We start from the raw sequence: 23,022 nt of genomic DNA, 5'->3' as shown, positions 1-23,022 counted from the left end.
ATAAAAAAAATGAAAAAGAAGAACATCACTGGACTTATAGTAACCATCACAGTATTTATGGTAGTACTTATTCTCTCTATTTACTTTTTTAGCAATAGGGAGCCTATATATTTGCAAGGGCAAGTAGAAGCTAAACAGATAAATGTAGCGCCTAAAGTACCTGGTAGGGTGAAAACCATCTACAAACAGGAAGGGGATAGCGTACAAAAAGGCGACTTACTATTGGAGCTTGAAAGCACCGAACTTGATGCTAAACTATCACAAGCTGAAGCTGCGCGATTGGCTGCCCAAGCCCAAAGTGATAAGGCACAACGCGGAGCCCGCTCGGAACAAATACAAGGGGCTTATAATGTATGGCAACAAGCCCAAGCAGCAGCAGAACTAGCTGAAAAAACATATCAGCGGGTGAGTAACCTTTACAATGACAAGGTGCTACCAGCCCAAAAGAAAGATGAGGCTTATACCCAAATGGTTGCCTTACAAAAACAAGCTGAAGCAGCTAAATCACAATACGAAATGGCAAAGAACGGCGCTAGAGTAGAGGACAAAACTGCTGCCCAAGCGCTTGTAGCCCAAGCCCAAGGCGTAATAACCGAAGTAAATGCGTATAAAGACGGTGCTAAGGTATTTGCCCCTACTAACGCACAAATACAAACTATTATCCCTAATGAAGGTGAGATAGTGAACGCAGGTTATCCCGTGATGAACCTTATCGATACGCAAGATGAGTGGGTGGTATTCAATATACGGGAAGATAAAATGACAAACTTTAAAATAGGTGCTAAATTTAAAGGTATTGTGCCTGCTCTTGGCAATCGGGTGATAGAAATGGAGGTAAAACATATAGCTGTACAAGCTGATTTTGCTACTTGGACAGCTACTAAAAGCAAAGGAGATTTTGATAAGAAGACTTTTGCTATCAAAGCCTATCCTACGCAAAGAGTAAAGGATTTAAGACCGGGAATGTCGGTATTAGTTGAAGATAACAGGTAACAAGTAATAGATAATTAGCAGATTATCACTATGAAAATAGACCACATCGCTTTATATGTAAAAAATTTGGAAGTATCTAAAGCCTTTTATGAGACTTTCTTCGGCGCAAAATCAAACGAGTTGTACCATAATCCTAAAACAGGATTACGCACCTACTTTCTAAGTTTTGATAGTGGCGCTCGTTTGGAAATAATGTGGAGACCCAACCTCAGTGAACCTTTGGACAAGGTGACGAGTGAAGGACTTATACACTTTGCTTTTAGTGTAGGGAGTAAAGAAGCGGTTGATGTGCTTACTCAGAAAATCGTAAATGAAGGTTACGAGTGTTTTAGTGCTCCTCGTACCACAGGTGATGGGTATTACGAAAGCGTGATACTTGACCCCGATGACAATATGGTAGAGATAAGCATCTGATTAGATAATATTAAAAAGCAAGTAAGTTTGTTTGATAAAATGAGAATAACTGAAGGATTATCAACTAAAGATAAGCAAGCTATTATACATTGGACAAATAGCAAAGGCGCTGATTTCTTGCAACAATGGGCAGGAGATGCTTTGCCTTATCCTCTTACAATGGAAGCGCTCAATGCTTTGTCTCATTGTTTTCGTATTGAGGCAGAGGGTAGTTTTATAGGGATGATTCAGCAAATAAGAGTAGAAGGGAGCAACGTACATATCGGTAGATTTCTTATCAATCCTTCGCTTACAAGAAAAGGATTAGGCACCTCAGCAATGCAGTTATTTATTGCAATGCTTTTTGAGAATAAAAGAGTTCATTCTATTAGCTTAAATGTATTTGATGACAACCTCATAGCTAAAGGTCTTTATATAAAACTTGGTTTTAAAGTAGTAGCCACTGTAGAGGGAGAAAGAAAAAAATACAAGATGATGAAAAGTAATTCGGTAATTAACTAATTAGCTTATTGCTAAATTAGCTAATTATCACTATCTTTGCCCTATAAAAACCTCATTTTACAATGATTGAATCCAAAAACATAGAATACAAGCGACAAGTTACCCCCACGTATTTTGCAGAGTTATCCTAAAGAATCTTTTAAGTTTATGGAAAACACCTTGCGAGTGATTTTCCCTATAGATAGAGATTATTTCAGAAAAAACTATCTCAATCCTGCCATAGAACAAGGCTTTGTAGCGCTTACCATTCCTGATAAACCCACAAGTAGCAAGCAACAATACTACCTTACTGATAAAGGTAAGGAATTTTTAAAAACATTTAAATAACCCTTAAAAAATGAAGATAAAACGAGATGAATCACGTTGTTATGCTGCTGTCATCACCAAAGATGGTCAGTGGCAAAAAGGCGAAGAATACTTCTTAGAAGACTATACCGAAACCCTCATTTACAATGAGCAAGGTAAACTTATAGACGCTTGTTATGGCGAGGAATACCACTTCCTCTTTACCTACGACTCTCACGGCAACTGCTTGAGTTCTCACCTCTACGACCCTGAAGATGAAGCGCTAACCGACTGCTGGGAGGAAAAACAATACCGCTATAACGACCTACAACAAAAGGTAGAATGTATTACTTATGAAAATGGCAAATGGAAAGAAACTGTTACTTTCGAATACGATGCACACGGTAATAACATAAGTCAGCTTACTCGCACTGCTGACTACCAATACTTGTTCCAACTCGAATATGATGCCAAAGGCAGATGTATAGATAATCGTTATACAAATATAACTACGGGAGAAAAGATTTTTCATCACTCTACTGAATTTCATAATGATACCGAAAAGGTTGATACCAGTTTTTCAGAAAGCGGAAAGCCTTTTATGTTTACCATAACTCGTTTTGATGAAAAAGGCAATGTAATTTATGTAGCCCATCAGGATATAGGTGACCCCGAACCTTATTCAATAACTGAAACCACTTTTGATGAGCATAACAACGAAATTTTCGAGCGAATTAGCAACAAAGAAGGGGAAGTTTATACTCGCAAATACACCTATCGCTATGATGCTCACGGCAATTGGATAGAGAAACGCATTGAATACTCTAAGCGTTATACCAACCTTATTGTAGAAAGGAATATTCAATATGCTAATGGGTTAACTTCCTAATTATCTCTATGACATATAATGATTTTTACAACCATATAGAAAGGCTTCCTGAAGAAGTGGCTAACAGAGATTTGGAGACTTATCTTTTGGCATTATATGGACTTATGGCTTCATATAAAAATGATACTTGTACTCCAAATGTTTGTTTGGAACTATTGGTAAAGGCTTTTGCTGCAGCTCCTATTCCTTATGAGGAGGAGTGGGCAACTATTGTTACAATGCCTGAGGCAGAAGATGAACATCTCTCTGCCTTTGATTATACGCAAGCAGTAATTCTCTTTCAGATAGCTGAACTCCACCGTATGAAAGACAAAGAACTTCATAACGAAATGCGTTCCTTTGGCATTACTTCCGAAATGGGCTATGATTGGTACAATTTCAATCCTTTAGACCTTTTAGAATGTGGTGCACGAGGCTTATGTGATTATATAGGCGAAGATGAAACCATTCCTAACGACTGGCGTTTCTTAGGACATCTGTTAGACTTGGGAAGGTATTATGAATAAAAAACATCCAATATGAACCCATTACAAAAAATAGAACAGACTTATAACTTTCAGTACCCCAAGCTATATCACCGGCTTTATGAGGATGGTATGCTGAATGTTCATTGGCAATGGAAGGAAGTATTTCCAGAGCTAAAAAAGAATCCTCCGTTACTTTTATTTAGGGATCAATTTACAGCATTGGATGATGCAGAAGATATTATAAATAGAATAAAAAATAATAGATCTCAACGAGGAATCAAAACTGAATATCTTTTGGTGCCTTTTGCTTCAGAATGTGAAGGAGAGGTTTGTTTTTTCTATGATAGAGAAAAACCAGAGCAACCTCCTGTTATCGTAAAGGACTGGTACGATTTTGATGCTGCTGAAATTATAGCTGATAACTTGCAGAATTTTATTTTCTATGGCTTGCTATCAATTGTATATAGCATTTATGCAAAAGCATCTTCCTTAAGTGATTTCTATGAGAATATTGCCAATATATACCGCACCCATCATCCTTACCTAAGTGAGGAACAAGCTGAGGTAATTAAAGAAATTTACAACAGAAAACTTACAAACTTTCCTTGTTCCGCAAACAAAGAAGAAAATAGATATTCACCCTATCTTATAGTAAAACATCGGAGTGATTATACTGCCTTACTCTCTGATGAAGAGTATTTTGATTTATTAAATAAATACAATTCTATCTCGACCCCAGAGGATGATAGGGAATTCTTTATAATCTAAAACATACAAATAAATTATAATATGGAAGAGAGAAACATCTTTGCCCAGAAAAAAGCACCTTTTAAATGCCCCGAAATAGTAACCTTTTTACGAGAAGAAAACTTTTCTGCCTTGGAAGCAGAACTTGCCAAAGGCTGGGATATCAACCAAGAAGTCCGTGTACACGAACGCTATTCTCAAACACCTTTTGACTTTGCCCTATCCAGTCGGAAAAAGAAACTATTAGAGTTTTTAGTTGATAAGGGAGCTCATATAAACAAAACAGCGCTTATTGGTGTTTGTATGAGTGAGAATAGCGACCCTGAGTTAATAAAATGGTTGATTAAACAAGGTGCCGATGTGAATGCTCGTACCCACCTCACTACTTTGCAGGCTGCTATCTATAGCAAAAATGAAGAAATAGCTTTTCTGCTGATAGAAAACGGTTTTAAACTCACTCCCGACGGTACTACCTTGAGAAAGGTAGCTTCGGAAGGTATGTATAAACTAGCAGACTACCTTATCGCTCACGGATTTGATGTAAACTATTGTGAGCCTGATATGGTATATCCTTACAATGCCTCGCCCTTACAAGTGGCTGCCTCAAAAGGTCACCTTGAGTTGGTAAAACGATTTATTGAGCTGGGTGCTGACCTTTCCTACAAAGATAAATACGGCGAACGTGCCTATCATTACGCTTTGCGCAACAAGCAGAAAGCAGTAGCGGAGTACATCAAATCGGTAGAGCCTGCCGAGTGGCACGATGAAGAAGAGCGCTTACGAGCCTTAAAAGCCTACAAACTTCCCGAAGGACTTATCGCCTTATTGCGCGCTACCGATAGGCGTATCCCATTGCCTGAATGCGAATATACCAGTTTTGTAGCGTTTGCCCCGCTGAGTGATGTAAAGGAAGTAAAGTGGAAAAACAAAAAGTTCCTCGACCTCCTTTCGGATGCTGATAGGTATGGTGCTGAAGGCTTTTTGGTGTGGTATCCTAAGAACAAAAAACTTGCCTTTGCCGATTACGAACACGGTACTTTTACTGAACTCTGTACCTTTGAAGAGTTTGTGGCAAACCCTTCGGCACAAATTAATAAGATTTTTGAGTAATATATGACAAACTACCATACCTTAAATACTTTTAACAACTCTTTTCGTCATTATAGGGTGGTAGATATTGTGCCTTTTCAGGAGAAAATAGCTGTATTGCAATTTGCCTCAGCTGATGTTTCTAAAAAGATGGTGAAAGAGGGAGTGTATGTGGATCGTTATATTCTTGTAGATATATTTTCAGAAGATTTTACCTCACAGAAACGACTTTCTTTTTTCTTTGAAGAAGAAACTTGCTATAATAGTGATGTGTGCTATTATTGGGAAGGCGAACGACTTTTTATGCTTATTGAATACTATAAATTAGGCAATATTTTTGTAACCAATAAGGTATTTGAAATTACTGAAAATGAAGTGATAGAACAATCTTTCGGCGTTATCCCTCAGAAGCAAACTTTTAGTGATGCTAAAGTCTATTGTTTTGGAGATAAAGAAGTTTTTATGCAATCTCCGTTTATGATGAGCTGCCGAGATAAACAGCACCAAAAAACACTTTGGAAATACAAACTCTCTGCTTATCTTTACACTGAAGTAGAGGAGTATAACGATATCTTATATTTTGGCACAGCAGGCAAAGGAGGTTATTTTTATGGAGTTTCGGTGAATAATGGACAGACGGTATTTAGTTATAATACGGGACAAACAATACGCTTTGTACGAAAAGGAGGGCGTATTATCATAAGTAATAAAAAACAGAAGCCAATGCTTATCAATGCTTTAACTGGGGAGATAATTCACTTATTAGACATTGGCAAGTACACTATTGATTACGAGCAACAAATGCTTTGGTATAAAGGACGTTTTTATGGCATTGTTCGCAATAAGGAAAATGACTTATTGGTGGTGAGTGTAGAAGTAAATTGACAATAAACTATTATGAGATTTTATCATTTGAAAATAGCAATTTTAGCTATATTATATAGCAGTTGCGGTTATGAAATAACGGCTCAAGATAAGTATCCTAAGATACCTGAGTTCAGTGGTTTTGATAAAAAGCTTTTTGTAGTGGATACTCTGCTTAGAGGAATAGACAAAAATATGATTTTTTATGACAAAGATGATGGCTTTATATATTGCTTAAACTTTGCAAAGGGAGAGTATTTTTTACTTGATAAAAGTCTGAAAATTAAGCAAAGGATAAATGCAAAAGGGTCTTTTGTAGGGAATAAAACTTTCTACAAAACTGGAGATGATATATTTAAACCTACTGTGTACAAGTATGTTTATCCTTGGAATAAAGGAATTAAAATAAATAAATTAGATGTGTTAGACTATGACTTCATTGTGAAAAATTACAAGATTCCAAAAGATGAAAAATATGGGGAGTATGATATAGATGCCATCAGGAGTATAATAAAAAAGGATATGGATAATAGGTTAGGTACACTGAAAGAAACTATTAACTTGAGAGATCATATCATTTGTATAGGGACTAAAGGGGAGTTTTTTATGCTTGAATACGTATTTAAAACTTACTATGAAGAAAAGCCCCAAAAGAAAAATTTTATTCAATACTTATACAAGGAACAAATAGAGAAGAATTTATATCAGTTTGATGAAGTGGTTTTAGGAAATCACGGAGGAGGCAACCATTTTTCGGGCTGGACGATACCTTATGGTTACCAATACTATACCTTTAAGATAGATAAGGACTCTGTACAATTTAAGTGGAATACTAAAACAAATAGTACGCGTAGGATTATTCAGATGAGAGACTTGTGGGGGGATAGGGTCTTGATTTATAAAGATGGGGAGAATGGAGGGGAATTATATAGCATTCGGAAAAAATAGGAGAGGGGAGGAGATAGAAAGGTTTAGGAGATAGGCAAGAGATAAGAGATAAGAGGGAAGAGAGGGCGAGAAAAATGGGGAGAAAAAGGTGGGAGGTTTGAGAAAAATGCAAGGTTTGGGGGATTTGGTTGTGAATTATGCAAAGGGAGAGTTGTGGAACGAAGGGGCTGATTTTCAGTAAATAAAGGTCTTTCTTTCGTTTATAGTTCGTTTATCCTTCGTTATTCGTTCGTTTAAAGTAGGGAAGAGACAAGGGATAAGAGGTAAGAGGATGGGGGCGGAAAGAGTTGATTATCAGGCAAGAGATAAGATGTAAGGGGCAAGACTGGGTGATGGGGGAATTTTGAAGGATTGGTAATAAAAATGAGAAAAGGATGAGAATTCTTTATTTTTAGGGAGGAGATAGGAGATGAGAAAGGGGAAGGGGTATTGGTTAATTGGCAAAATATGTTTATCTTTGCGTTTATTATTAATTATCAGTTTATTTATTGAATATGAATTTTATTACTGAAAACCAAATCGAGTATCAAGCACTCTTTACCTTTTGGGGTGATGAAGAGGCTGAAGTTGTGGTCTGTTTTGATGCCAAACGCCACTTTACAGAAGAAGAAAAGCAAGAAGTATTTCGGCAAGTAGCAACCAAAGTACAATGGTTGGAGGGCAACAAGGAAGCTGTTCTGCAGTTTCTGCTCAAAAATGAAGAGGTAAGAGAACTCTTTGAAGTAGCCCAAGAAGACCTTGAAGAAGAAATTACTGAAGAGCAATTTTGCGAAGCCGTGTATTTCTATGATTTGTATTGTGAAGTAGGTGAAGACCTCGTCTGCACTTTTGATGTGGATACTGACCCTGATTACTTTTTGGGGCATCTGGTGAATATCAGGCTCGATAATAACTATCAACTTCATTTAGAAACGATTAGTGGATAATAAATCTATGAAAAACCTTACTTTTGAGAAATATGGCTTGAGTCCAGAGAAAGTGGAACAGCTCAGAGCTTATAAGATTTTGCCCGATAAACAAACCCTAAAAAACCTCATCAAAGCCTACGAAACGGACAAGGCGGAAGAAACAGAAATTGCTGATTTTCACAGAGAGCTGAGCCAGCCTATCGATGAGGAATATATTCGTTTTCTGTTGGAGCACAACGGAGGCATTCCTTCTAAAAACAGGGTGAAAGGCAGTAAGGTGGTAATAGACCGCTTTTTGGCTTTTCGGTCGGCTTATAAGTTTCATTCGCTGATAGACTTGTATACTGACTTTCAGAAACAGGGAATACCGATTGCGCGCACTCCTGCGGGCGATACGCTTTTATTAGCAGAAGACCAGCAGATTTATCTTTTTAATCATAATATACAAGACATAGAGCCCTCTCCTATTGCTACTTCTTTTGCCGATTTACTAATGAAACTTTATTAATTTGCAATGATTGATTACACTCCCAAAGAACATGGCTGGGCAATGGTAACTATTAGCAATGGCACTACCGAAATAGCCTTTGTAGCCTCTCACTTGCACGATAGTAGGCAGGATTTGATACGCTCGGTAGCAACCTTAGAAAACTACAAAGAAGCAATCGTTGTTTTTCAAGACGAACCCGATGGTTATGTGCTTCACTTAGAGCGCGAGGACAAGCATTGCCATTATACCCTTCATTCCTTTAAAGGCTATGACCCAACAGCCCTTTGCGAGTTGGTTTTAGAAGGAAATATCAGTTTTGCGAGTTATAAAAACGATATAGCAAAGATTAAATAACACTATATGGAAATTACACAAGCCCTTAAAACAGAAATATATCACACTCTTGCGGACTTTTTAGAAGCCTATAAAGCCGAAGATACCCAAGTATTAGCTGAAAAGTTTGATATTTCGGGAGAGTTTTTAGAAGAAATCTATGAAATGCTTGACTTTGTAGAAGACAAAAGCGTGTTACACCTCTTTCCTATAGAAGAAATGGACAAAGAAGAAGGTGGAGGGGTGAATTTAGAGGTGTATAACTTCAACAATGATGATACCGCTGTAGGAGTAGAAGCCCACTTGTGGGATGATCAAGAATATTTTGCCATCATCAAAGGATATTACAACCTTAGAGACCAATTTCCTAAGTTTGTATTTCACTACTTTAGTTGTTAATACACTCGTTGAGGCTATCTGAAAAGTCTCAAAATTGCTTTTGCGTCGCTATACTTTTGCAAGTTATAAAAACGATATAGCAAAGATTAAATAACACTATATGGAAATTACACAATCCCTTAAAACAGAAATTTACTACGCCCTTACCGACTTTTTAGAAGCCTATAAAGCCGAAGATACCCAAGTATTAGCTGAAAAGTTTGGTGTTTCGGGAGCGTTTTTAGAAGAAATCAATGAGACTCTTGATTTTGTAGAGGATAAAAGCGTATTACACCTCTTTCCTATAGAAGATATAGATAAGGAAGTGAATAAACTACGTGAACTGACCTTGTATAAAGATAAAAAGATGAATAAACTTGTGGTAGAGGCTTGTGTATATAATGATAAAAATGAATGTATAGGGCTTATCGTGGGCGATTATCTTTTGTATGAGTTACCCCCTAAGTTTGTGTTTAGTTATTTTGATGTATAAATAAAAGAACAATTTACTCAGCTTGCTCAAGCTCTCTCTAAACAAGGCAAGAAATGAAATCAATAAAAATATTTAAAATGACACATAACAAAACACTTATTTACTTTTTCTTTCTACTTATATTATCTGCTTGTAGCAAACAATCAGGAGAAGAAGAACAGCAGAAAGGGTATTATTATACGGGAAGTCTCTTTGAGCCTTATATAGCTCAGGGGTCTATTTTCACAAGAGAAGTTAAAAATATGCCTTTGGCAACGAACTCGGCTGCCATAGCAGCTTATATGCCTAAAATGCCCGCTGAATATCTGCCTGAAAGATTTAAAAAAACGGTGCTAACTTCATTGTGTACAACATCTTATAACATCCCTATTTATGTGGTAGATTCTAATAACCCTCATCAGGAATATGCTTATTTTGAATCTAAAGATAATAGAGTTATTTACAGACAAGACCTTATTAAGTATACTACGGGGCGCATCCCCTTGCCTAAATATGCACAACCAGCAGGCGGAGGGGATAGAGCTTTTGCTGTTTATGACAAAGCAACAGGGATGATGCGAGAATATTTTTACGCTGTTAAAGATGAGAAAGGTACTTGGCATTTTGCTGCTTCGGGATATTTTAAAGCAAAACCAAACTTTAAAGATTTGGGTAAGGATAACTTTGCGATGCAACACACCACAGGAGGGTCGGCAGTAGTGTGTATGCTTAATCCACTCTCTCAAATAGGCATTGCAGAGGCGCGAAAAGGTGAGATATGCCACGCGCTATCCTTTACTATTGCCAATGCAGGGAAAGGTTTTTCTTATCCAGCAAAACAAGGAGATGGCACTTCAACAAACCCTAATGCCCCGTTGGAAGGGCAATGGTTTCGGATAGATCCTAACATAGACCTTAACAAGCTAAAACTTCGTCCTTTTACCTTTTTGGTAGCCAAAGCAGTACAGAAATATGGAGGCTATGCAGCCGATAAGAATCTTTTTTGCCACGCCTTTACTGCTGAACACCCTATAAACGAGATGGTACAAGGCAAACCTAACCCTTGGGAAAAAGGAGGGGATATCTATGAGAAATACAACGGAATAGACCTTAATGATTTCCCTTGGCATCTTACCCAATGGGCGCCTGTTGATTGGGGGAAATAGAACATCAAAAAGCATTCTAAACAACATAAAGTATGATAGATATAACGTCTTTGTTAAGTGAAAATGTAAAAAAGCATTTCCTTACCTTGCCTGCTTCTCATCAAAAAGAGTGGGTAAACTATATTAATGAGGCTAAAAAGGAAGAAACACGCCTTAAAAGAGTGCTGAAAATGCAATTGTCGTTCTGTGAGAAGTATACATTGGAGGGAGAACCCCAAGTTATTAATCTGTTAGAGCAAATTATTAATATTAATTCGCAAGAAGGGAATGCTCTTGCAGAGGCTTTTATAAGTGCTATAGGTAATAACCATAGTGGCGTGTATTGTGTGGCATATAAGTGGGCAATTGCTTTTTTGGTGCAATTGTACCAAAACTCTGAACCTAGCAGTCTGCGTGCTATAGCTATATATGGGATTCTAAACGACCTTTACTACTTTGAGCCTATAGAAAAACAAGGTGCTAGTGTGGATAACGCAACCATAAAGGAAGAGATAAAACAACTGTTAGCGCCTTTTGCGGATAAGAATTAAATATTAAAAATGACAACTATAGAAATACCTAAGTTTATAGAAAAGTATAAAGCCTACGAACGAGAAGGCGGTATGATAGACTTTCGTTTCTTTCAGTTGGATACGGAGCAGGACGATACACCTTATCAGAAGCATTTGGCAGTAGCCCAGCAGACTCTTATTTCGGTAGCAGAAGAAGTAAATACGCGTCTTGACCGTATAGCGGCTAAATCTAAAATAAATCGTACAAAACTTTTTACGATGGACTACGATTTTGGTGTCCTTAAAGACTCGGGTAAGGAGATTTCTGTACAAGACTTTATGGGCTGGCAATATGAAGAGGTGAGCGGAAGGATAATTCTTAGTGGTGAGAAACTGCACAATCGGTATTTTTACTATGATGATAAAGAAGTGCCTGAAAAAGCAGTGGCTATGACAGAGGAAGAGCTCAAAAAGGAAGCCTTTGCTTACGCTTTCTTTCAGCCTCGGTTCTCTTTTATGATTACAAAAAGCAATTTTGAAAAAGGCAATTTCTTTTTAGATTTTTGTAGGTTACTTTTTACCGATATTTCGCAAATAGAAGTCTGTAAGTGGAGTACGGATAGCTCTAATTACTTTGATGAGGGCAAAAAGGGGAGAGGGAGTTTCTTTTGGACGGTCTATAATCCGTGTATGTATTGGTATATAGGGATTATAGCCTCGACAACTGATTAATAAATTAATTATGAAAACAGACACGCAAATTAAATTTGATAGGATTGTAAAAGAAGGTTTTACCCTTTTGCTCAAACCGCTTTCTTTTAAAAAGAAAGCCTTAAACTATTATCAAAGGCTTGCTGAGGTAGGGCATATCATCAATATACAGAAAAGCATTTATGGGGATAGAGATAACATTAGGTTTCGGATTAATATAGGGATTTTTGAACCTAAATTTTGGTTGGGCTATTATGATTTTAAACATACAGGACAAGTCCCTGATTACCCTACAGAACCTGTTTGTCTTATCCGTAAAACTATTAACGATTTACGAGGGAGAAAAGAGCTATGGTATGAAGTGGACGAAAATACCAATGAACAAGAGTTGATTAAGAGAGTACAGGAAGATATACAACAATATATTCTGCCTTTTTTTAAACAATATGATAGTGTAGAGAAGATTTTCTATTCGGCTAATTCAATTTTTCCTTCTTTTGGAGCGCTTGTGTTTTATGGGGAACACGGGTATATAGAGAAAGCCCAAACGGTATATAATGAACTTTTAAAAGATGTCAATCCTTTGGCTGAAAGAACTTTAAAGGGGTATGCTAAAAAATATGGCTTAAATATTTAGTAATTATATGAAGCATCTTATTACTTTTTGTATGTGTATCATTAGTTTTGTAGCTTTTGGACAAAAAGAAAAGACTGATATGAAAAAAGAAAAACCTAAAAACCTGACAGAATGTATCCAAATGCTGGATAAGAACCTCAAAAAGGAGGATAAGGAGTATATAAAGACGCTTACCGAAGAAGAATTCTTTATGGAAAGTCATTTTACGATAGGAATGGGCATTCGGAATGAGTGGATTAGGGGTGGAAATCCTGAACTTGTAAAGTTTTTTTTAGAGAAAGGTGTTAAACACCCCGATGATATGTCGGCTATGATACTTACAAGCTATTATCGTCAGCTCTTGGGAAAAGAAATAGACTTTGAAGGACAGATTTCGGCACATAAAAAGCAGTTAAAATGATGAATACAAATAAGCAAGAGAAATATGATGAAATAACCGATTTTCACGAGGGCTTTGCTTGTGTAAGGCAAGGTGACAAATGGGGCTACATCAATGAGAAGGGAGCTCTTATTACTCCTATAAAGTACGATTTTGTCTATGACTTCTTTCAAGGAGTGGCAATGGTGAGAATAGGTGCGCAATACGGATTGATAGATACCTCTGGCAAGGAGATTACTCCCATAAAATACGACCTTATAGATGACAATGACTTTTATAACCATCGCCCTGCTGCTGCCCTATTGAATGGCAAATGGGGCTTTATCAATGAGAAAGGAGAAGAGGTGATTCCGTTTATCTATGAAGATACTGCCTACTTTTATAAAGATTATGTAGCTGTAAAGAAAGACGGCAAATGGGGTTTTATCAACCGGAAAGGCGAACAAATCATACCTTTTTTGTACGATGATGCTTCTTATTTTACCGAGGGGCTTGCCTTGGTGAAGAAAGGCGCTAAATATGGCTATATCAATGATAAAAATGAGACTGTGATTCCATTTATCTACGATGATGGGGCTCTCTTTGAGAATGGTAAAGCGTGGGTGCAGATAGGGGATAAGCAATTTGAGATTACACATTAGTAGGGGAGGGGATGAGAAAAATGTAAGGTTTGGGCGATTTTGTTGTGATTTTTGCAAAGAGAAAGTTTGGGGAATAAAGGGTTGATTTTCAGCAAATAAAAGTCTATCCTTCGTTTACAGTTCGTTTATAGTTCGTTATAGGTTCGTTTAAAGTAGGTAAAAGATAAGAGATAAGAGGTAAGAGAGTGGGGTGGAAATAGGCTGATTATCAGGCAAGAGGTAAGAGATAAGAGGAGAGACTGGGAGATGGGAGAATTTTGAAAGATTGGTAATAAAAATGAGGAAAAGATGTATTTTAGGCAATAGGTAATAGGGGGAGAGGGAAAGAAATAAGCGATTGAAAGATTGGATAAACAAATAAAATAAGAAAAATGATGAAAATTACTAAGTTAGAGGCTAAGAAGCCCCCTTTTTTTGATATTGATATCCGCACTGTAGCAGATATTGACAAAGACCCGCGTTTTTATATGGTGGACACACAAGAAACGCCCTGCTATTGGACAGACGGCAAGCGAATATACTACCGCTATTCGGCTATAGAGAAGGCAAATCTTGATACTTTTGTTTATTTTAATGGCTTTTTTGCTAAAGATGACAAGCATTGTTATATCGTGGGGCGCACTCTTAAAGGGGCTAATGCTAAGACATTTGAAATGCTCAACGAGTGTTATGCTACCGATTATCAAAGTGTATGGACATCGGGAGGGCGCTTTGAGCCTGCTGATATTAGCACTTTTGAGGTGTGTGATGAGGGTGTACACAGGACGGATAGAGATAGAGAGACATCGTGGGAGTTTAGTGATGGTATCAGGCGAGTGGTGCGTGTAGAGATTCCGTATGGGTATGCCAAAGATAGCAAGCAGGTGTATTATGAGGATTATCACGGGAAGATAAAGCTACTTGCTAAGGCCAATCCGGCGACATTTGTCTCGATGAACGATGGTGATTTTGGGAAAGATGATAGGAGTGTTTACTATGGGAAGTCGTCTTTGCCTAAGGCAAATCCGGCGACTTGGGGAAAGATTTCGCATTTCTATACCAAAGATGATAAACGTATTTATTACCTGAACAAACTCATCAAAGAAGCAGATTACGATACTTTTGAGGTGGTAGTGCTCACTTCTCCAGAAGGATATAAACTGCCCTATGGCAAGGATAAAAACCAATATTACAATTATGGAAACCCTCTTAGCGAAGCAGAGGCTTTGTACGAAGTAAATAGACCCTTATAAGAACCTAAACACATAAAGATATGGCCGCATACAAACACCCTATCAGCTTAGAAGCAGCTTTGAGAGAAGTAACCGAAGAGCGTTTTTGCAAAGGGCATCATTATAAAGATGTTGCGCTAACAGACGCTATGGTAGCGCAAATAGTGAGAGTAAAATCGTTGGTAAATATGGGTTTTATCAATACTGATATTACCGATGAAGCTTTGAAAGACTTGGCAACCTTGCCTAAGCTAAAGCTTCTTTTCTTGGAAGATAATAAACAAGTTACAGGAGAAGGATTTAGATATTTTGCTGAAAAGGCTATTGACCATATTTCACTTGACGGTTGTGCAGTAACAGATGAGACGCTAAAAACTGTTTTGCAAGTACCACGCTTAAAGTCTCTTTCATTAAAGAGAACGCGTGTTACTTTTGAGGGACTAATGGCAGTGGCGCATTACAATAAGGTGAGTTTCTACCTTGACAAACCTTTTACCGATGAGCAGATAAAAGCCTTTGAACAAGCCCAACGCACGGCAGGGAAGAAGAAACCAGCTGCAACTCTGGAAGAGGATTTGCCTGTGGTAAAACAATTGCTTTTAGATTTCTTTGCTGCAATGACTGAGTGGGAGGCTTTTGCGGCTAAAAGCGATGATACAGAAGAGACTGAGCTTTTGGTACAAGAAAAGTGTAAAGTCCTATTTGAAAAGTATTGTACTGATAAACGCAGGGCAGGCTATCGTCCTGAGGGGATTCATTTTTCACTAAACGAAGGCGGTACTTATGGAGGACATCAAATCATAGATAACGAGTTGGTGACTAAAAATAAGATATACCTCTATACCCAAAATGATCGTGATGATCAGTTTCGATTTCTCATCATCAGAAAAGATGGCGAGTGGCGAATTGACGAATGCCAAAGGCACGATGGGGGCTGGACTAAATATGGATTATAATAATGAAAACAAAAGACAAAAAACCTTATATAGCTTTATTGCGAGGAGTAATGCCTACGGGGAAAAACAGAATCCCCAAAATGGCAGAGCTACAAGAATTACTCTCCTCAGAATTTGAAGGGGTACGCACTTATATCCAAAGTGGAAATATAGTGTTCTTATCTGACAAAGTACGTAGTGAAATAGCCCCCAAAGTCTCCCAATTAATAAAAGAACATATAGGTCCTGACCTACCAACTGTTGTAGCAACTCGTAAGGAAGTACAGGAAATGCTTGATATGAATCCTTTTATAGGAGAAAATTATGATATAGCTCGGGTATTTTTTACGCTCACAAATAGTGTTTTAACACCTGATTTAGTAGAAAAGTTACAGAAAGAAACTTTTGATGGAGAAGAATTGACTATTGTAGGTAATAAAATATATCTATATCTTCCTAAGGATGCTTCAAGGTCTAAATTGAATAACAATTATGTGGAAAAGAGACTTAAAATAGTAGCTACAACGCGTAATTTTAATACTTTGAGCAAACTTATTACAATGGTTGATGAACTTACTAAAGAATGAAAACAGCAAAACAACTTATAGAAGATGAACTTCAGAAAACAATTCATCAGCTTAAAGAAGTTTCTCTTTTGCAAGAGGAGAAACAAGCACTTGTAAGCTATAAAAAGGAGTTAGAGCAGTTATTGTTTCTCAAAAAACTTTCGGATACTTATCATTTGGAACCTAAAGAGATAGAGCATATTGTTGTATTGCCTCCGCCTCGTACAGATTTTGCTAATTTTCGTATTGTAGATGATGCTGAAACAGAAGAAAAACAATGGTGGGAGGAGTTAAAGATAGAAAATGAACCTCTTTGGCTTTGTGAAGGAGATATTTTGATTAAGAAAAGATAATTTAAAAATATAAATACAATGAAGGATATATCCCAAATATTAAAAGCTGATATAAAAATAGAAGATGGTATTTTTTGCTGTATGAATGACCATTTTGTCAGTGGAGATAATCAAAAATATATGAAAATGTATGATTGGATGTCTTTCTTTTATGATTTTGGAGAAAAATGGATAGGAAAATTCAAGTATGGAAATGGCATTGACCGCCTGCGTACGGAATTGATGAGCCGCTTGGAATGGAAGAATGCTATTTCGGTACTTTATGTTTCCATAGGTACAGGGGCAGACTTGCGTTATCTACCTCAAGGGATTGATCTGAAAACAATAGACCTTGTAGGAGCTGATATTTCTATGGGAATGCTCAAAAGATGTAAGAAACAGTGGCAAAAGAAAACAAACCTTACCCTTGTGCAATGTCCCGCTGAAGAGTTACCTTTTGCTGATAATATGTTTGATATTGTTTTTCACAACGGAGGTATCAATTTTTTCAACGATAAAGCTCTTGCTATGAGCGAAATGCTCCGAGTTGCCAAACCAGGAAGCAAGTTGCTTATCGCCGATGAGACAGCCGACTTTGTGGAGACCCAATACAAGAAAAGCGTCTTTTCTAAATCCTATTTTGAAGGCAAAACGGTTGATTTGAACGCCATAGAACAATGTATCCCAACGTCAGTGGTTGAAAAGAAAACAGAATTGTTCTGGAATAACAAGTTTTATGGAATCACTTTTAGAAAAGCAACTAAATGAGTTACATTACCTTTAAGAGCAAGCTTATAGAGCAAAAAGTAAAGCAATATCTAAAAAAAGAAACACGAAGACCTTCTTGTAAAAGAGGGGAGGAGGGTGTTGGTCAAAGAACAATTAGCAGACCTCCTGAAAACATACCTATTGAACAAAAAAGAATTAGAAAAACAAATCCTATAATCTAAAAACAATGACCCTATTAGCCTCTTTATTAGCCCTATTCTCTTGCAAACAATCACCCCAAGAGCGCAAAGCCACCAATGCCTTTACACCCCAATCATTCCTCACCTATGAGTATTGTGGCCAAAACGCAGGCTTTCAGTATTTCTCATTGGGCAATCATTGTAAGCGTAAAATGTTCAAAATAAAAAACTCCGAAATAAGCATCGAGGCTCAATACACCTTCTCTGCTTCCCAATCTTTTCAGCACAAAATCCCCATCACTCCCATCCCCCAGCAAAAAGTCTTTGCCCAAATTACCGCTACCCACCAAAAACTCTACTTGTATGACCAACACCTCACCCTGCGCTATTTCCTTAATTGTTCCGATTTGCACAAAAAGAACACCCCCAGCCCTACTTATTTGTATGACGAGATTACTAAAGAAGAAGCCCAAAAACACCAACACCAAAGAGCCTATTACATAGGCTATTACTCAGGCAAACTCCTTACCCGATACCAAAAAATCTATAAACAAACCATACTTATCGATAAAGTACTTAAAAACCAATAAATATGATCACCCCATCTCTCCCCCAAGGCCACCCAAGGCCGAACGAACGAATAACGAAGGATAAACGAACTATAAACGAAGGATAGTTGCTCCCTTAGCACAGCCCTATCCTATTAACTAATAAACATATTTACATCTTAATAAATTATCATTATGTATTTATTTAAAACCGAATGCAAGAACCTCTTCCTATCGCCTAAGCGCCTCTTTTACGTCTTAGTGCTACCAATGTTGCTCTTCGGGTTCTTTGCAACTCTATTCTACAAAGGCGTACCTCGTGATTTGCCTATGGCATATATCGATTATGATAACACCCAACTCTCGGCAAACCTCCTGCGTATGCTCGAGGCTACCCCCAATATCGCCCTTACTACTAAAGTAAGCAGCGAACAAGAAGCCCAGAGCCTCATCCAGCAGCAGCACATAATCGGCTTTATAGTCATACCCGCCAATTTCCAACAGAATATTTTTAAAGGCGAAAATCAGTCAGTAATATGCTACACCAATAACCAGTTTATGCTCGGGGCAGGCCTCATTCAAAAAGACTTCCAAGTCACAATAGGCTCTTTCTCAGCAGCATTACTGATGAAAAAGAAAATGCAAAAAGGAACCCAATCCCAGCGCGTATATGCCGAAGCCCAACCCATAAAAGTGGCCGATTATGGGCTCTTTAACCCCTACTCCAATTACGCCTATTACCTACTCACAGCACTCTTGCCAATGATGCTCCAAATGATAGTAATGATGGTAACTGTCTACGTCTTAGGAGTCGAGTTTCGCTACCAACGAGGCAAGCAATGGCTCAAAAAAGCAGGAGGCAACCCCTTAAAAGCCCTTATTAGCAAGCTACTGCCCTACACCCTGCTACTCTTTTTTATAGGCTGGTGGATGAACTTCTTGCTCTTCAACCTCATAGGCACACCCCTTCACATCCCTATGTTTAATGTCTTGCTCATCACCTTTGCCTTAGTGGTGGTGTACCAAGTTATAGGAATCGCAATAGTATCCCTAGCCCCCGATTTTCGCTTAGCTCTTACCATAGGCAGTGGTTTTACAGCCATAGCATTCTCCTTTGCAGCCTACACCTTCCCTATGGAAGGGCTGCCTAAAAGTATGCAGTACTTAGCGCAAATCTTCCCTTATGCCCATTTTATGAAGTATTATGTCAATCGCGCTATTAAAGGCATCCCTATCGAAATGACTTGGCAACCTCTTTTAGCCCTATTGCTCTTTGCCCTATTATTTATAGTCGCCTACCCTATGTTTGTTAAGAAAATTAAATCAGGAGGATATGAAAAAGTTTAGAAATTACATATACCAAAGTTCAGCCGATTTTACCAAGGCAATGTTGTGGGAAGCCAAATACATTTTCCGCGACCGCGCAGTGTTTTTCTCATTTGTCATTGTCGCAGTAGCCGTCTCATTCTTGTACACCTATCTTTATTCAGAAGAAACCCTACAAGAGCTACCCGTAGGCGTAGTCGATGCCGATAATACTACCAATAGCCGCCAGTTACTCCGGATGATAGATGCCAGCAGCGGGGTGGCTATCTACAGCAGTTATTTGAATCTAGCCGATGCTCAAAAAGCCTTCCAGCAGGAGCAAATACGTGGTATAATCACCATCCCTAAAGATTTTGGCCGTGACCTCCAGCGCGGCGAGCAACCCGTAATCTCTGTCTACGCCGATGCTTCATATATGCTCTATTATAAGCAAGTGCTCACAGCAGCCAAAGTATCAGCCACCTACCTCAATGCAGGGGTCGAGCTTAAGCGCACCGCAGCACAAGGCAAGCTCCCCACTCAGGCACGCGATGAGGCAATGCCTGTAAGCGCTCAGGTAGTAAGCCTTTATAATCCATCATCAGGGTACGCTACCTTTCTTATACCTATCGTATTAGTAATTATCTTCCAAACCACCATACTCACAGCAGTAGGTATTTTAGGCGGAACAATGCGCGAAGGTAATAAACTCAAAAAAAATATACCCCAACTCCGATAGCTTTTTTGGCGCACTGCCCATTGTGATGGGCAAAGCCACTACCTATTTAGGCTTCTCAGTGCTCATTCTGCTCATCATTTTAGGTATCGTAATGCCTCTTTTTGGCATACCCCTACGCAGTAACATACTCAGCGTATTAGTGTTTATGATTCCTTTCATTTTAGCCATAGTCTTTATGGGCTTATGTTTGCTTAATTTCTTGCGCCGCCGTGAAGATGCTATTATGCTTATAATGTACACCTCAGTACCAGCCATAATGCTCACCGGTTTTTCGTGGCCATCAGTAGCAATGCCACAGTGGCTCACAGTACTATCCTATGCCCTGCCCACTACTTTGGGTAGCAAAGGCTTTGTATCCATTACCCAGATGGGCGCAAGTCTCACCACTATTATGCCCTTTTGGTTAGGAATGTGGGGTTTGTGTATAGTATATCTCTTTTTAGCAACCCTTACCCTCCGAAGGGTACTTCATAAATCATAATTTGCTAATTCCCAAATTTGCTAATTTGCTAATTCTCTCATTTGCTAATTCACTAATTTTTTGTACCTTTGTCGCCTAAAAACACTTTTGCAATGAACAGAATATACTCACTAATCTTCGCACTCTTGCCAATACTCGTTTCGGCACAATATACCGAAATTATCAATTCCAATCTACCAGGCAACTCACAAAGTGCGTATGCTGTAGGGGCTCGTGTCTTGCAGTTTGAGGGCGGACTCTGGTATGAGCGTAATAACCATAAGCAAATGGGTACCTCTATGAATTTTACAGGGGTCAATTACGCTGTGCGCTATGGCTTTTTTAGAGAGCAGCTTGAGGTAATGCTCAATGGTACTTTTGCCTATGACAAAACCTTCCTGCCCAATGCCACCACCACACATATAGGCTTTGTCAATAATACTATCGGGGCAAAATATTTGCTTTTTAAGCCCAAATTCTTAGATGAGCAGCCCAATATCTATAGCTGGAAAGCCAATAACTCTTTCCGTTGGCGTAACCTCACACCCTCTATAGCAATATATGCAGGGATGAATTTCTTGCCCAATAGCCGTTATTATTATGAACAGATACCTACCTTGTCACCTAAGGTAGCCGCTATCTTTCAGGCAGAACCTATCCCACGTGTGGTAGTAGTAGCCAACCTTATTGCCGACCGCTTCCTTAAAAAAGACAGCTCCGAGTATAGTTATATATTCACACTCACCCATAATCTTGACAATGGCTGGTTTAGTATTTTTGCCGAACAGCAAGGCATTTTTAGTGATCGTTATAATGACCAAATTACCCGCTTTGGGGTAGCTTATATAGCCTCACATAACCTACAACTCAATGCCGATATGGGCTTTGGCTGGAATGATACTCCCCAGCGTTATATGGGGCTTATAGGGGTATCTTACCGCATTGATAAGCACAATAGCTTCATTAAAAAGAAACTCAAAGAAAAAGTTGAACCTACTAAAATAAGCCACAAGAAAAAAGCTAAGAAAAGGAAAAAGAATGTTTTTGATTAAAGAAATATCCACTCAAAAGGAACTTACCAGTTTTGTAAAGTTTCCCCTATCATTATACAAAAACCACCCTTATTGGGTGCCACCTCTCATTGCCGATGAGGTAGCTTCATTTAATAAAGATAAAAATCCTGTGTTCGATAACGCACAGGCTTTCTTCTTTTTAGCTTATAACGCCCAAAATCAAATAGTAGGGCGTGTAGCAGCTATTATTAACCAGCACGATATCGCACAAGGCGCTAAAAAAGTACGCTTTGGCTGGCTTGATATGATTGATGATATTCAGGTTACCAAAGCCCTGCTCGATAAGGTTGCCGAGGTAGCTCGCCTACATCAGTTAGAGTATATTGAGGGTCCTATGGGCTTCTCTAGTATGGATAAAGTAGGCTTGCTTACCGAAGGCTATGACCATATCTCTAATATGATGACTTGGTATCACTATCCTTATTACTATGAGCATTTACAACAGTTAGGCTTTACCAAAGAAAAAGGATTTATTGATATGTCTTTTTTAATAAAAAGTATCAACCCCGAGTTCTTTAAAAAAACAGCCGAAGCTATCAAAAGGCGTTATGGAGTAACCCTTATCGATACGCCTACTACTAAGGAAGTACTTAAGCACGTTGATGATATGTTCAATCTCTACAATGATACCTATTCCAAATTAGCGTCCTATGTACCTATAACCAATCGCCAGCGTGATTATTTTAAGCAAAAATACATTCCCTTCATTAATCCCGAATACATACGTTTTATTGAAGATAAAAATGGCAAACTAATATGCTTTGCCATAGTAATGCCTTCTTTCTCTAAAGCCTTACAGAAAGCAAAAGGCTCTCTATTACCTTTTGGATGGTGGCACTTACTACAAGCCAAAAAACACCATAATACAGTAGAGTTTTACCTTATAGGCGTAGCTCCCGAGTATCAAAATAAAGGTATTCCAGCCCTCCTGTTTGATTATTATTATGATGTATTTAAACGCAATGGGGTAACCAATTGTGTTATCACCCCCGAGTTAGAAGAAAACATAGCCATTCAGCAGCTTTGGAAAAGCTTTGATCCCGTTATCTTTGCCCGCCGTGCTACCTTTAAAAAAGAAGTTTAATAACACGCACTAAGGGCTCCTTACCTTAACCAATTACCTTTTTTGAAATTCTCTAACA

At 38.2% G+C, this 23,022-nt stretch carries 31 protein-coding genes and 1 pseudogene; all 32 read left to right on the top strand.

Annotation, left to right across the window (positions count from 1 at the left end; genetic code table 11):
• Positions 1–9 precede the first annotated feature (9 nt).
• The 32 genes and pseudogenes from C4H12_RS09765 to C4H12_RS09610 all read left to right on the top strand — a co-directional run bounded on the left by C4H12_RS09765 (position 10) and on the right by C4H12_RS09610 (position 22,964).
• Positions 10–993 carry an HlyD family secretion protein gene (locus tag C4H12_RS09765; RefSeq protein ID WP_106098752.1) on the top strand — a complete coding sequence of 328 codons (984 nt, stop codon included), beginning with the start codon at positions 10–12 and terminating at the stop codon, positions 991–993.
• A 30-nt stretch (positions 994–1,023) separates the two neighbouring features.
• Entirely contained in the window at positions 1,024–1,407 is a 384-nt protein-coding gene (locus tag C4H12_RS09760; RefSeq protein ID WP_106098751.1) for a VOC family protein, read from the top strand.
• 39 nt (positions 1,408–1,446) lie between these two features.
• A complete protein-coding gene (locus tag C4H12_RS09755; RefSeq protein WP_106098750.1) occupies positions 1,447–1,908 on the top strand; it encodes a GNAT family N-acetyltransferase in 462 nt (153 codons plus the stop codon).
• A gap of 147 nt (positions 1,909–2,055) precedes the next feature.
• The gene (locus C4H12_RS09750; RefSeq protein ID WP_371514461.1) at positions 2,056–2,235 is read left to right on the top strand and encodes a Fic family protein; all 180 of its coding nucleotides are present in this window, start codon (positions 2,056–2,058) and stop codon (positions 2,233–2,235) included.
• A 10-nt stretch (positions 2,236–2,245) separates the two neighbouring features.
• Complete coding sequence (locus C4H12_RS09745) at positions 2,246–3,082, top strand: hypothetical protein (RefSeq protein ID WP_106098749.1); 837 nt, start codon at positions 2,246–2,248, stop codon at positions 3,080–3,082.
• Positions 3,083–3,090: 8 nt separating this feature from the next.
• Complete coding sequence (locus C4H12_RS09740; protein WP_106098748.1) at positions 3,091–3,588, top strand: hypothetical protein; 498 nt, start codon at positions 3,091–3,093, stop codon at positions 3,586–3,588.
• A 12-nt stretch (positions 3,589–3,600) separates the two neighbouring features.
• Positions 3,601–4,317 (top strand): hypothetical protein, encoded by a 717-nt coding sequence (locus C4H12_RS09735; protein WP_106098747.1) that lies wholly within the window; start codon positions 3,601–3,603, stop codon positions 4,315–4,317.
• Between the two features lie 21 nt (positions 4,318–4,338).
• Positions 4,339–5,406: an ankyrin repeat domain-containing protein gene (locus C4H12_RS09730; protein ID WP_106098746.1), complete on the top strand. Its 1,068-nt coding sequence runs from the start codon at positions 4,339–4,341 to the stop codon at positions 5,404–5,406.
• Positions 5,407–5,409: 3 nt separating this feature from the next.
• A complete protein-coding gene (locus C4H12_RS09725; protein WP_106098745.1) occupies positions 5,410–6,270 on the top strand; it encodes a PQQ-binding-like beta-propeller repeat protein in 861 nt (286 codons plus the stop codon).
• Between the two features lie 12 nt (positions 6,271–6,282).
• On the top strand, positions 6,283–7,197 hold the full coding sequence (locus tag C4H12_RS09720; RefSeq protein WP_106098744.1) for a hypothetical protein: 915 nt from the start codon (positions 6,283–6,285) through the stop codon (positions 7,195–7,197).
• Positions 7,198–7,691: 494 nt separating this feature from the next.
• Positions 7,692–8,123, top strand: coding sequence for a DUF2262 domain-containing protein (locus tag C4H12_RS09715; protein ID WP_106098743.1), 432 nt, complete (start codon positions 7,692–7,694; stop codon positions 8,121–8,123).
• Between the two features lie 7 nt (positions 8,124–8,130).
• Positions 8,131–8,613, top strand: coding sequence for an SMI1/KNR4 family protein (locus tag C4H12_RS09710; protein ID WP_106098742.1), 483 nt, complete (start codon positions 8,131–8,133; stop codon positions 8,611–8,613).
• 6 nt (positions 8,614–8,619) lie between these two features.
• Positions 8,620–8,949, top strand: a complete 330-nt coding sequence (locus C4H12_RS09705) for a hypothetical protein (protein WP_106098741.1) — start codon at positions 8,620–8,622, stop codon at positions 8,947–8,949.
• Between the two features lie 6 nt (positions 8,950–8,955).
• Positions 8,956–9,327 (top strand): hypothetical protein, encoded by a 372-nt coding sequence (locus C4H12_RS09700; RefSeq protein ID WP_106098740.1) that lies wholly within the window; start codon positions 8,956–8,958, stop codon positions 9,325–9,327.
• Between the two features lie 100 nt (positions 9,328–9,427).
• Complete coding sequence (locus C4H12_RS09695) at positions 9,428–9,799, top strand: hypothetical protein (RefSeq protein ID WP_106098739.1); 372 nt, start codon at positions 9,428–9,430, stop codon at positions 9,797–9,799.
• A gap of 53 nt (positions 9,800–9,852) precedes the next feature.
• Complete coding sequence (locus tag C4H12_RS09690) at positions 9,853–10,944, top strand: hypothetical protein (RefSeq protein ID WP_106098738.1); 1,092 nt, start codon at positions 9,853–9,855, stop codon at positions 10,942–10,944.
• Positions 10,945–10,976: 32 nt separating this feature from the next.
• Entirely contained in the window at positions 10,977–11,474 is a 498-nt protein-coding gene (locus C4H12_RS09685; protein WP_106098737.1) for a YdeI/OmpD-associated family protein, read from the top strand.
• Positions 11,475–11,483: 9 nt separating this feature from the next.
• Complete coding sequence (locus C4H12_RS09680; RefSeq protein WP_106098736.1) at positions 11,484–12,167, top strand: hypothetical protein; 684 nt, start codon at positions 11,484–11,486, stop codon at positions 12,165–12,167.
• Between the two features lie 10 nt (positions 12,168–12,177).
• A complete protein-coding gene (locus C4H12_RS09675; RefSeq protein WP_106098735.1) occupies positions 12,178–12,783 on the top strand; it encodes a DUF4304 domain-containing protein in 606 nt (201 codons plus the stop codon).
• Between the two features lie 7 nt (positions 12,784–12,790).
• Positions 12,791–13,183 carry a DUF6794 domain-containing protein gene (locus tag C4H12_RS09670; RefSeq protein WP_254424753.1) on the top strand — a complete coding sequence of 131 codons (393 nt, stop codon included), beginning with the start codon at positions 12,791–12,793 and terminating at the stop codon, positions 13,181–13,183.
• Positions 13,180–13,803 carry a WG repeat-containing protein gene (locus C4H12_RS09665; protein WP_106098734.1) on the top strand — a complete coding sequence of 208 codons (624 nt, stop codon included), beginning with the start codon at positions 13,180–13,182 and terminating at the stop codon, positions 13,801–13,803. The genes C4H12_RS09670 and C4H12_RS09665 overlap by 4 nt, the downstream gene beginning before the upstream one ends.
• A gap of 371 nt (positions 13,804–14,174) precedes the next feature.
• On the top strand, positions 14,175–15,035 hold the full coding sequence (locus C4H12_RS09660; protein ID WP_254424752.1) for a DKNYY domain-containing protein: 861 nt from the start codon (positions 14,175–14,177) through the stop codon (positions 15,033–15,035).
• A gap of 20 nt (positions 15,036–15,055) precedes the next feature.
• Positions 15,056–15,970 (top strand): NTF2 fold immunity protein, encoded by a 915-nt coding sequence (locus tag C4H12_RS09655; protein ID WP_106098733.1) that lies wholly within the window; start codon positions 15,056–15,058, stop codon positions 15,968–15,970.
• A gap of 2 nt (positions 15,971–15,972) precedes the next feature.
• Positions 15,973–16,536 (top strand): DUF1697 domain-containing protein, encoded by a 564-nt coding sequence (locus tag C4H12_RS09650; RefSeq protein ID WP_106098732.1) that lies wholly within the window; start codon positions 15,973–15,975, stop codon positions 16,534–16,536.
• Positions 16,533–16,868: a cell-division protein gene (locus C4H12_RS09645; protein ID WP_106098731.1), complete on the top strand. Its 336-nt coding sequence runs from the start codon at positions 16,533–16,535 to the stop codon at positions 16,866–16,868. The genes C4H12_RS09650 and C4H12_RS09645 overlap by 4 nt, the downstream gene beginning before the upstream one ends.
• Before the next feature lie 18 nt (positions 16,869–16,886).
• On the top strand, positions 16,887–17,615 hold the full coding sequence (locus C4H12_RS09640; RefSeq protein ID WP_106098730.1) for a class I SAM-dependent methyltransferase: 729 nt from the start codon (positions 16,887–16,889) through the stop codon (positions 17,613–17,615).
• Positions 17,612–17,797, top strand: coding sequence for a hypothetical protein (locus tag C4H12_RS09635; RefSeq protein ID WP_254424751.1), 186 nt, complete (start codon positions 17,612–17,614; stop codon positions 17,795–17,797). Before C4H12_RS09640 ends, C4H12_RS09635 begins: the two co-directional genes overlap by 4 nt.
• A 5-nt stretch (positions 17,798–17,802) precedes the next feature.
• Positions 17,803–18,345: a hypothetical protein gene (locus C4H12_RS09630; RefSeq protein ID WP_106098729.1), complete on the top strand. Its 543-nt coding sequence runs from the start codon at positions 17,803–17,805 to the stop codon at positions 18,343–18,345.
• A 153-nt stretch (positions 18,346–18,498) separates the two neighbouring features.
• Positions 18,499–19,650 (top strand): ABC transporter permease, encoded by a 1,152-nt coding sequence (locus C4H12_RS09625; RefSeq protein WP_106098728.1) that lies wholly within the window; start codon positions 18,499–18,501, stop codon positions 19,648–19,650.
• Positions 19,637–20,828: pseudogene (locus C4H12_RS09620) on the top strand (ABC transporter permease). The gene C4H12_RS09625 and the pseudogene C4H12_RS09620 overlap by 14 nt, the downstream one beginning before the upstream one ends.
• A gap of 92 nt (positions 20,829–20,920) precedes the next feature.
• Entirely contained in the window at positions 20,921–21,859 is a 939-nt protein-coding gene (locus C4H12_RS09615) for a transporter (protein ID WP_106098727.1), read from the top strand.
• Entirely contained in the window at positions 21,846–22,964 is a 1,119-nt protein-coding gene (locus C4H12_RS09610; protein WP_106098726.1) for a GNAT family N-acetyltransferase, read from the top strand. Before C4H12_RS09615 ends, C4H12_RS09610 begins: the two co-directional genes overlap by 14 nt.
• Positions 22,965–23,022: the final 58 nt, after the last annotated feature.

The organism is Capnocytophaga sp. oral taxon 878 (genome assembly GCF_002999135.1).
Lineage (GTDB): Bacteria > Bacteroidota > Bacteroidia > Flavobacteriales > Flavobacteriaceae > Capnocytophaga.
The sequence above is the reverse complement of the archived record's forward strand: the minus strand, read 5'-3'. Positions and strand labels throughout refer to the sequence as shown.

Bases quoted from the DNA above. Each gene is read 5' to 3' on its own strand.
- C4H12_RS09765 (WP_106098752.1), top strand. From the start codon at position 10: ATGAAAAAGAAGAACATCACTGGACTTATAGTAACCATCACAGTATTT.
- C4H12_RS09760 (WP_106098751.1), top strand. From the start codon at position 1,024: ATGAAAATAGACCACATCGCTTTATATGTAAAAAATTTGGAAGTATCT.
- C4H12_RS09755 (WP_106098750.1), top strand. From the start codon at position 1,447: ATGAGAATAACTGAAGGATTATCAACTAAAGATAAGCAAGCTATTATA.
- C4H12_RS09750 (WP_371514461.1), top strand. From the start codon at position 2,056: ATGGAAAACACCTTGCGAGTGATTTTCCCTATAGATAGAGATTATTTC.
- C4H12_RS09745 (WP_106098749.1), top strand. From the start codon at position 2,246: ATGAAGATAAAACGAGATGAATCACGTTGTTATGCTGCTGTCATCACC.
- C4H12_RS09740 (WP_106098748.1), top strand. From the start codon at position 3,091: ATGACATATAATGATTTTTACAACCATATAGAAAGGCTTCCTGAAGAA.
- C4H12_RS09735 (WP_106098747.1), top strand. From the start codon at position 3,601: ATGAACCCATTACAAAAAATAGAACAGACTTATAACTTTCAGTACCCC.
- C4H12_RS09730 (WP_106098746.1), top strand. From the start codon at position 4,339: ATGGAAGAGAGAAACATCTTTGCCCAGAAAAAAGCACCTTTTAAATGC.
- C4H12_RS09725 (WP_106098745.1), top strand. From the start codon at position 5,410: ATGACAAACTACCATACCTTAAATACTTTTAACAACTCTTTTCGTCAT.
- C4H12_RS09720 (WP_106098744.1), top strand. From the start codon at position 6,283: ATGAGATTTTATCATTTGAAAATAGCAATTTTAGCTATATTATATAGC.
- C4H12_RS09715 (WP_106098743.1), top strand. From the start codon at position 7,692: ATGAATTTTATTACTGAAAACCAAATCGAGTATCAAGCACTCTTTACC.
- C4H12_RS09710 (WP_106098742.1), top strand. From the start codon at position 8,131: ATGAAAAACCTTACTTTTGAGAAATATGGCTTGAGTCCAGAGAAAGTG.
- C4H12_RS09705 (WP_106098741.1), top strand. From the start codon at position 8,620: ATGATTGATTACACTCCCAAAGAACATGGCTGGGCAATGGTAACTATT.
- C4H12_RS09700 (WP_106098740.1), top strand. From the start codon at position 8,956: ATGGAAATTACACAAGCCCTTAAAACAGAAATATATCACACTCTTGCG.
- C4H12_RS09695 (WP_106098739.1), top strand. From the start codon at position 9,428: ATGGAAATTACACAATCCCTTAAAACAGAAATTTACTACGCCCTTACC.
- C4H12_RS09690 (WP_106098738.1), top strand. From the start codon at position 9,853: ATGAAATCAATAAAAATATTTAAAATGACACATAACAAAACACTTATT.
- C4H12_RS09685 (WP_106098737.1), top strand. From the start codon at position 10,977: ATGATAGATATAACGTCTTTGTTAAGTGAAAATGTAAAAAAGCATTTC.
- C4H12_RS09680 (WP_106098736.1), top strand. From the start codon at position 11,484: ATGACAACTATAGAAATACCTAAGTTTATAGAAAAGTATAAAGCCTAC.
- C4H12_RS09675 (WP_106098735.1), top strand. From the start codon at position 12,178: ATGAAAACAGACACGCAAATTAAATTTGATAGGATTGTAAAAGAAGGT.
- C4H12_RS09670 (WP_254424753.1), top strand. From the start codon at position 12,791: ATGAAGCATCTTATTACTTTTTGTATGTGTATCATTAGTTTTGTAGCT.
- C4H12_RS09665 (WP_106098734.1), top strand. From the start codon at position 13,180: ATGATGAATACAAATAAGCAAGAGAAATATGATGAAATAACCGATTTT.
- C4H12_RS09660 (WP_254424752.1), top strand. From the start codon at position 14,175: ATGATGAAAATTACTAAGTTAGAGGCTAAGAAGCCCCCTTTTTTTGAT.
- C4H12_RS09655 (WP_106098733.1), top strand. From the start codon at position 15,056: ATGGCCGCATACAAACACCCTATCAGCTTAGAAGCAGCTTTGAGAGAA.
- C4H12_RS09650 (WP_106098732.1), top strand. From the start codon at position 15,973: ATGAAAACAAAAGACAAAAAACCTTATATAGCTTTATTGCGAGGAGTA.
- C4H12_RS09645 (WP_106098731.1), top strand. From the start codon at position 16,533: ATGAAAACAGCAAAACAACTTATAGAAGATGAACTTCAGAAAACAATT.
- C4H12_RS09640 (WP_106098730.1), top strand. From the start codon at position 16,887: ATGAAGGATATATCCCAAATATTAAAAGCTGATATAAAAATAGAAGAT.
- C4H12_RS09635 (WP_254424751.1), top strand. From the start codon at position 17,612: ATGAGTTACATTACCTTTAAGAGCAAGCTTATAGAGCAAAAAGTAAAG.
- C4H12_RS09630 (WP_106098729.1), top strand. From the start codon at position 17,803: ATGACCCTATTAGCCTCTTTATTAGCCCTATTCTCTTGCAAACAATCA.
- C4H12_RS09625 (WP_106098728.1), top strand. From the start codon at position 18,499: ATGTATTTATTTAAAACCGAATGCAAGAACCTCTTCCTATCGCCTAAG.
- C4H12_RS09615 (WP_106098727.1), top strand. From the start codon at position 20,921: ATGAACAGAATATACTCACTAATCTTCGCACTCTTGCCAATACTCGTT.
- C4H12_RS09610 (WP_106098726.1), top strand. From the start codon at position 21,846: ATGTTTTTGATTAAAGAAATATCCACTCAAAAGGAACTTACCAGTTTT.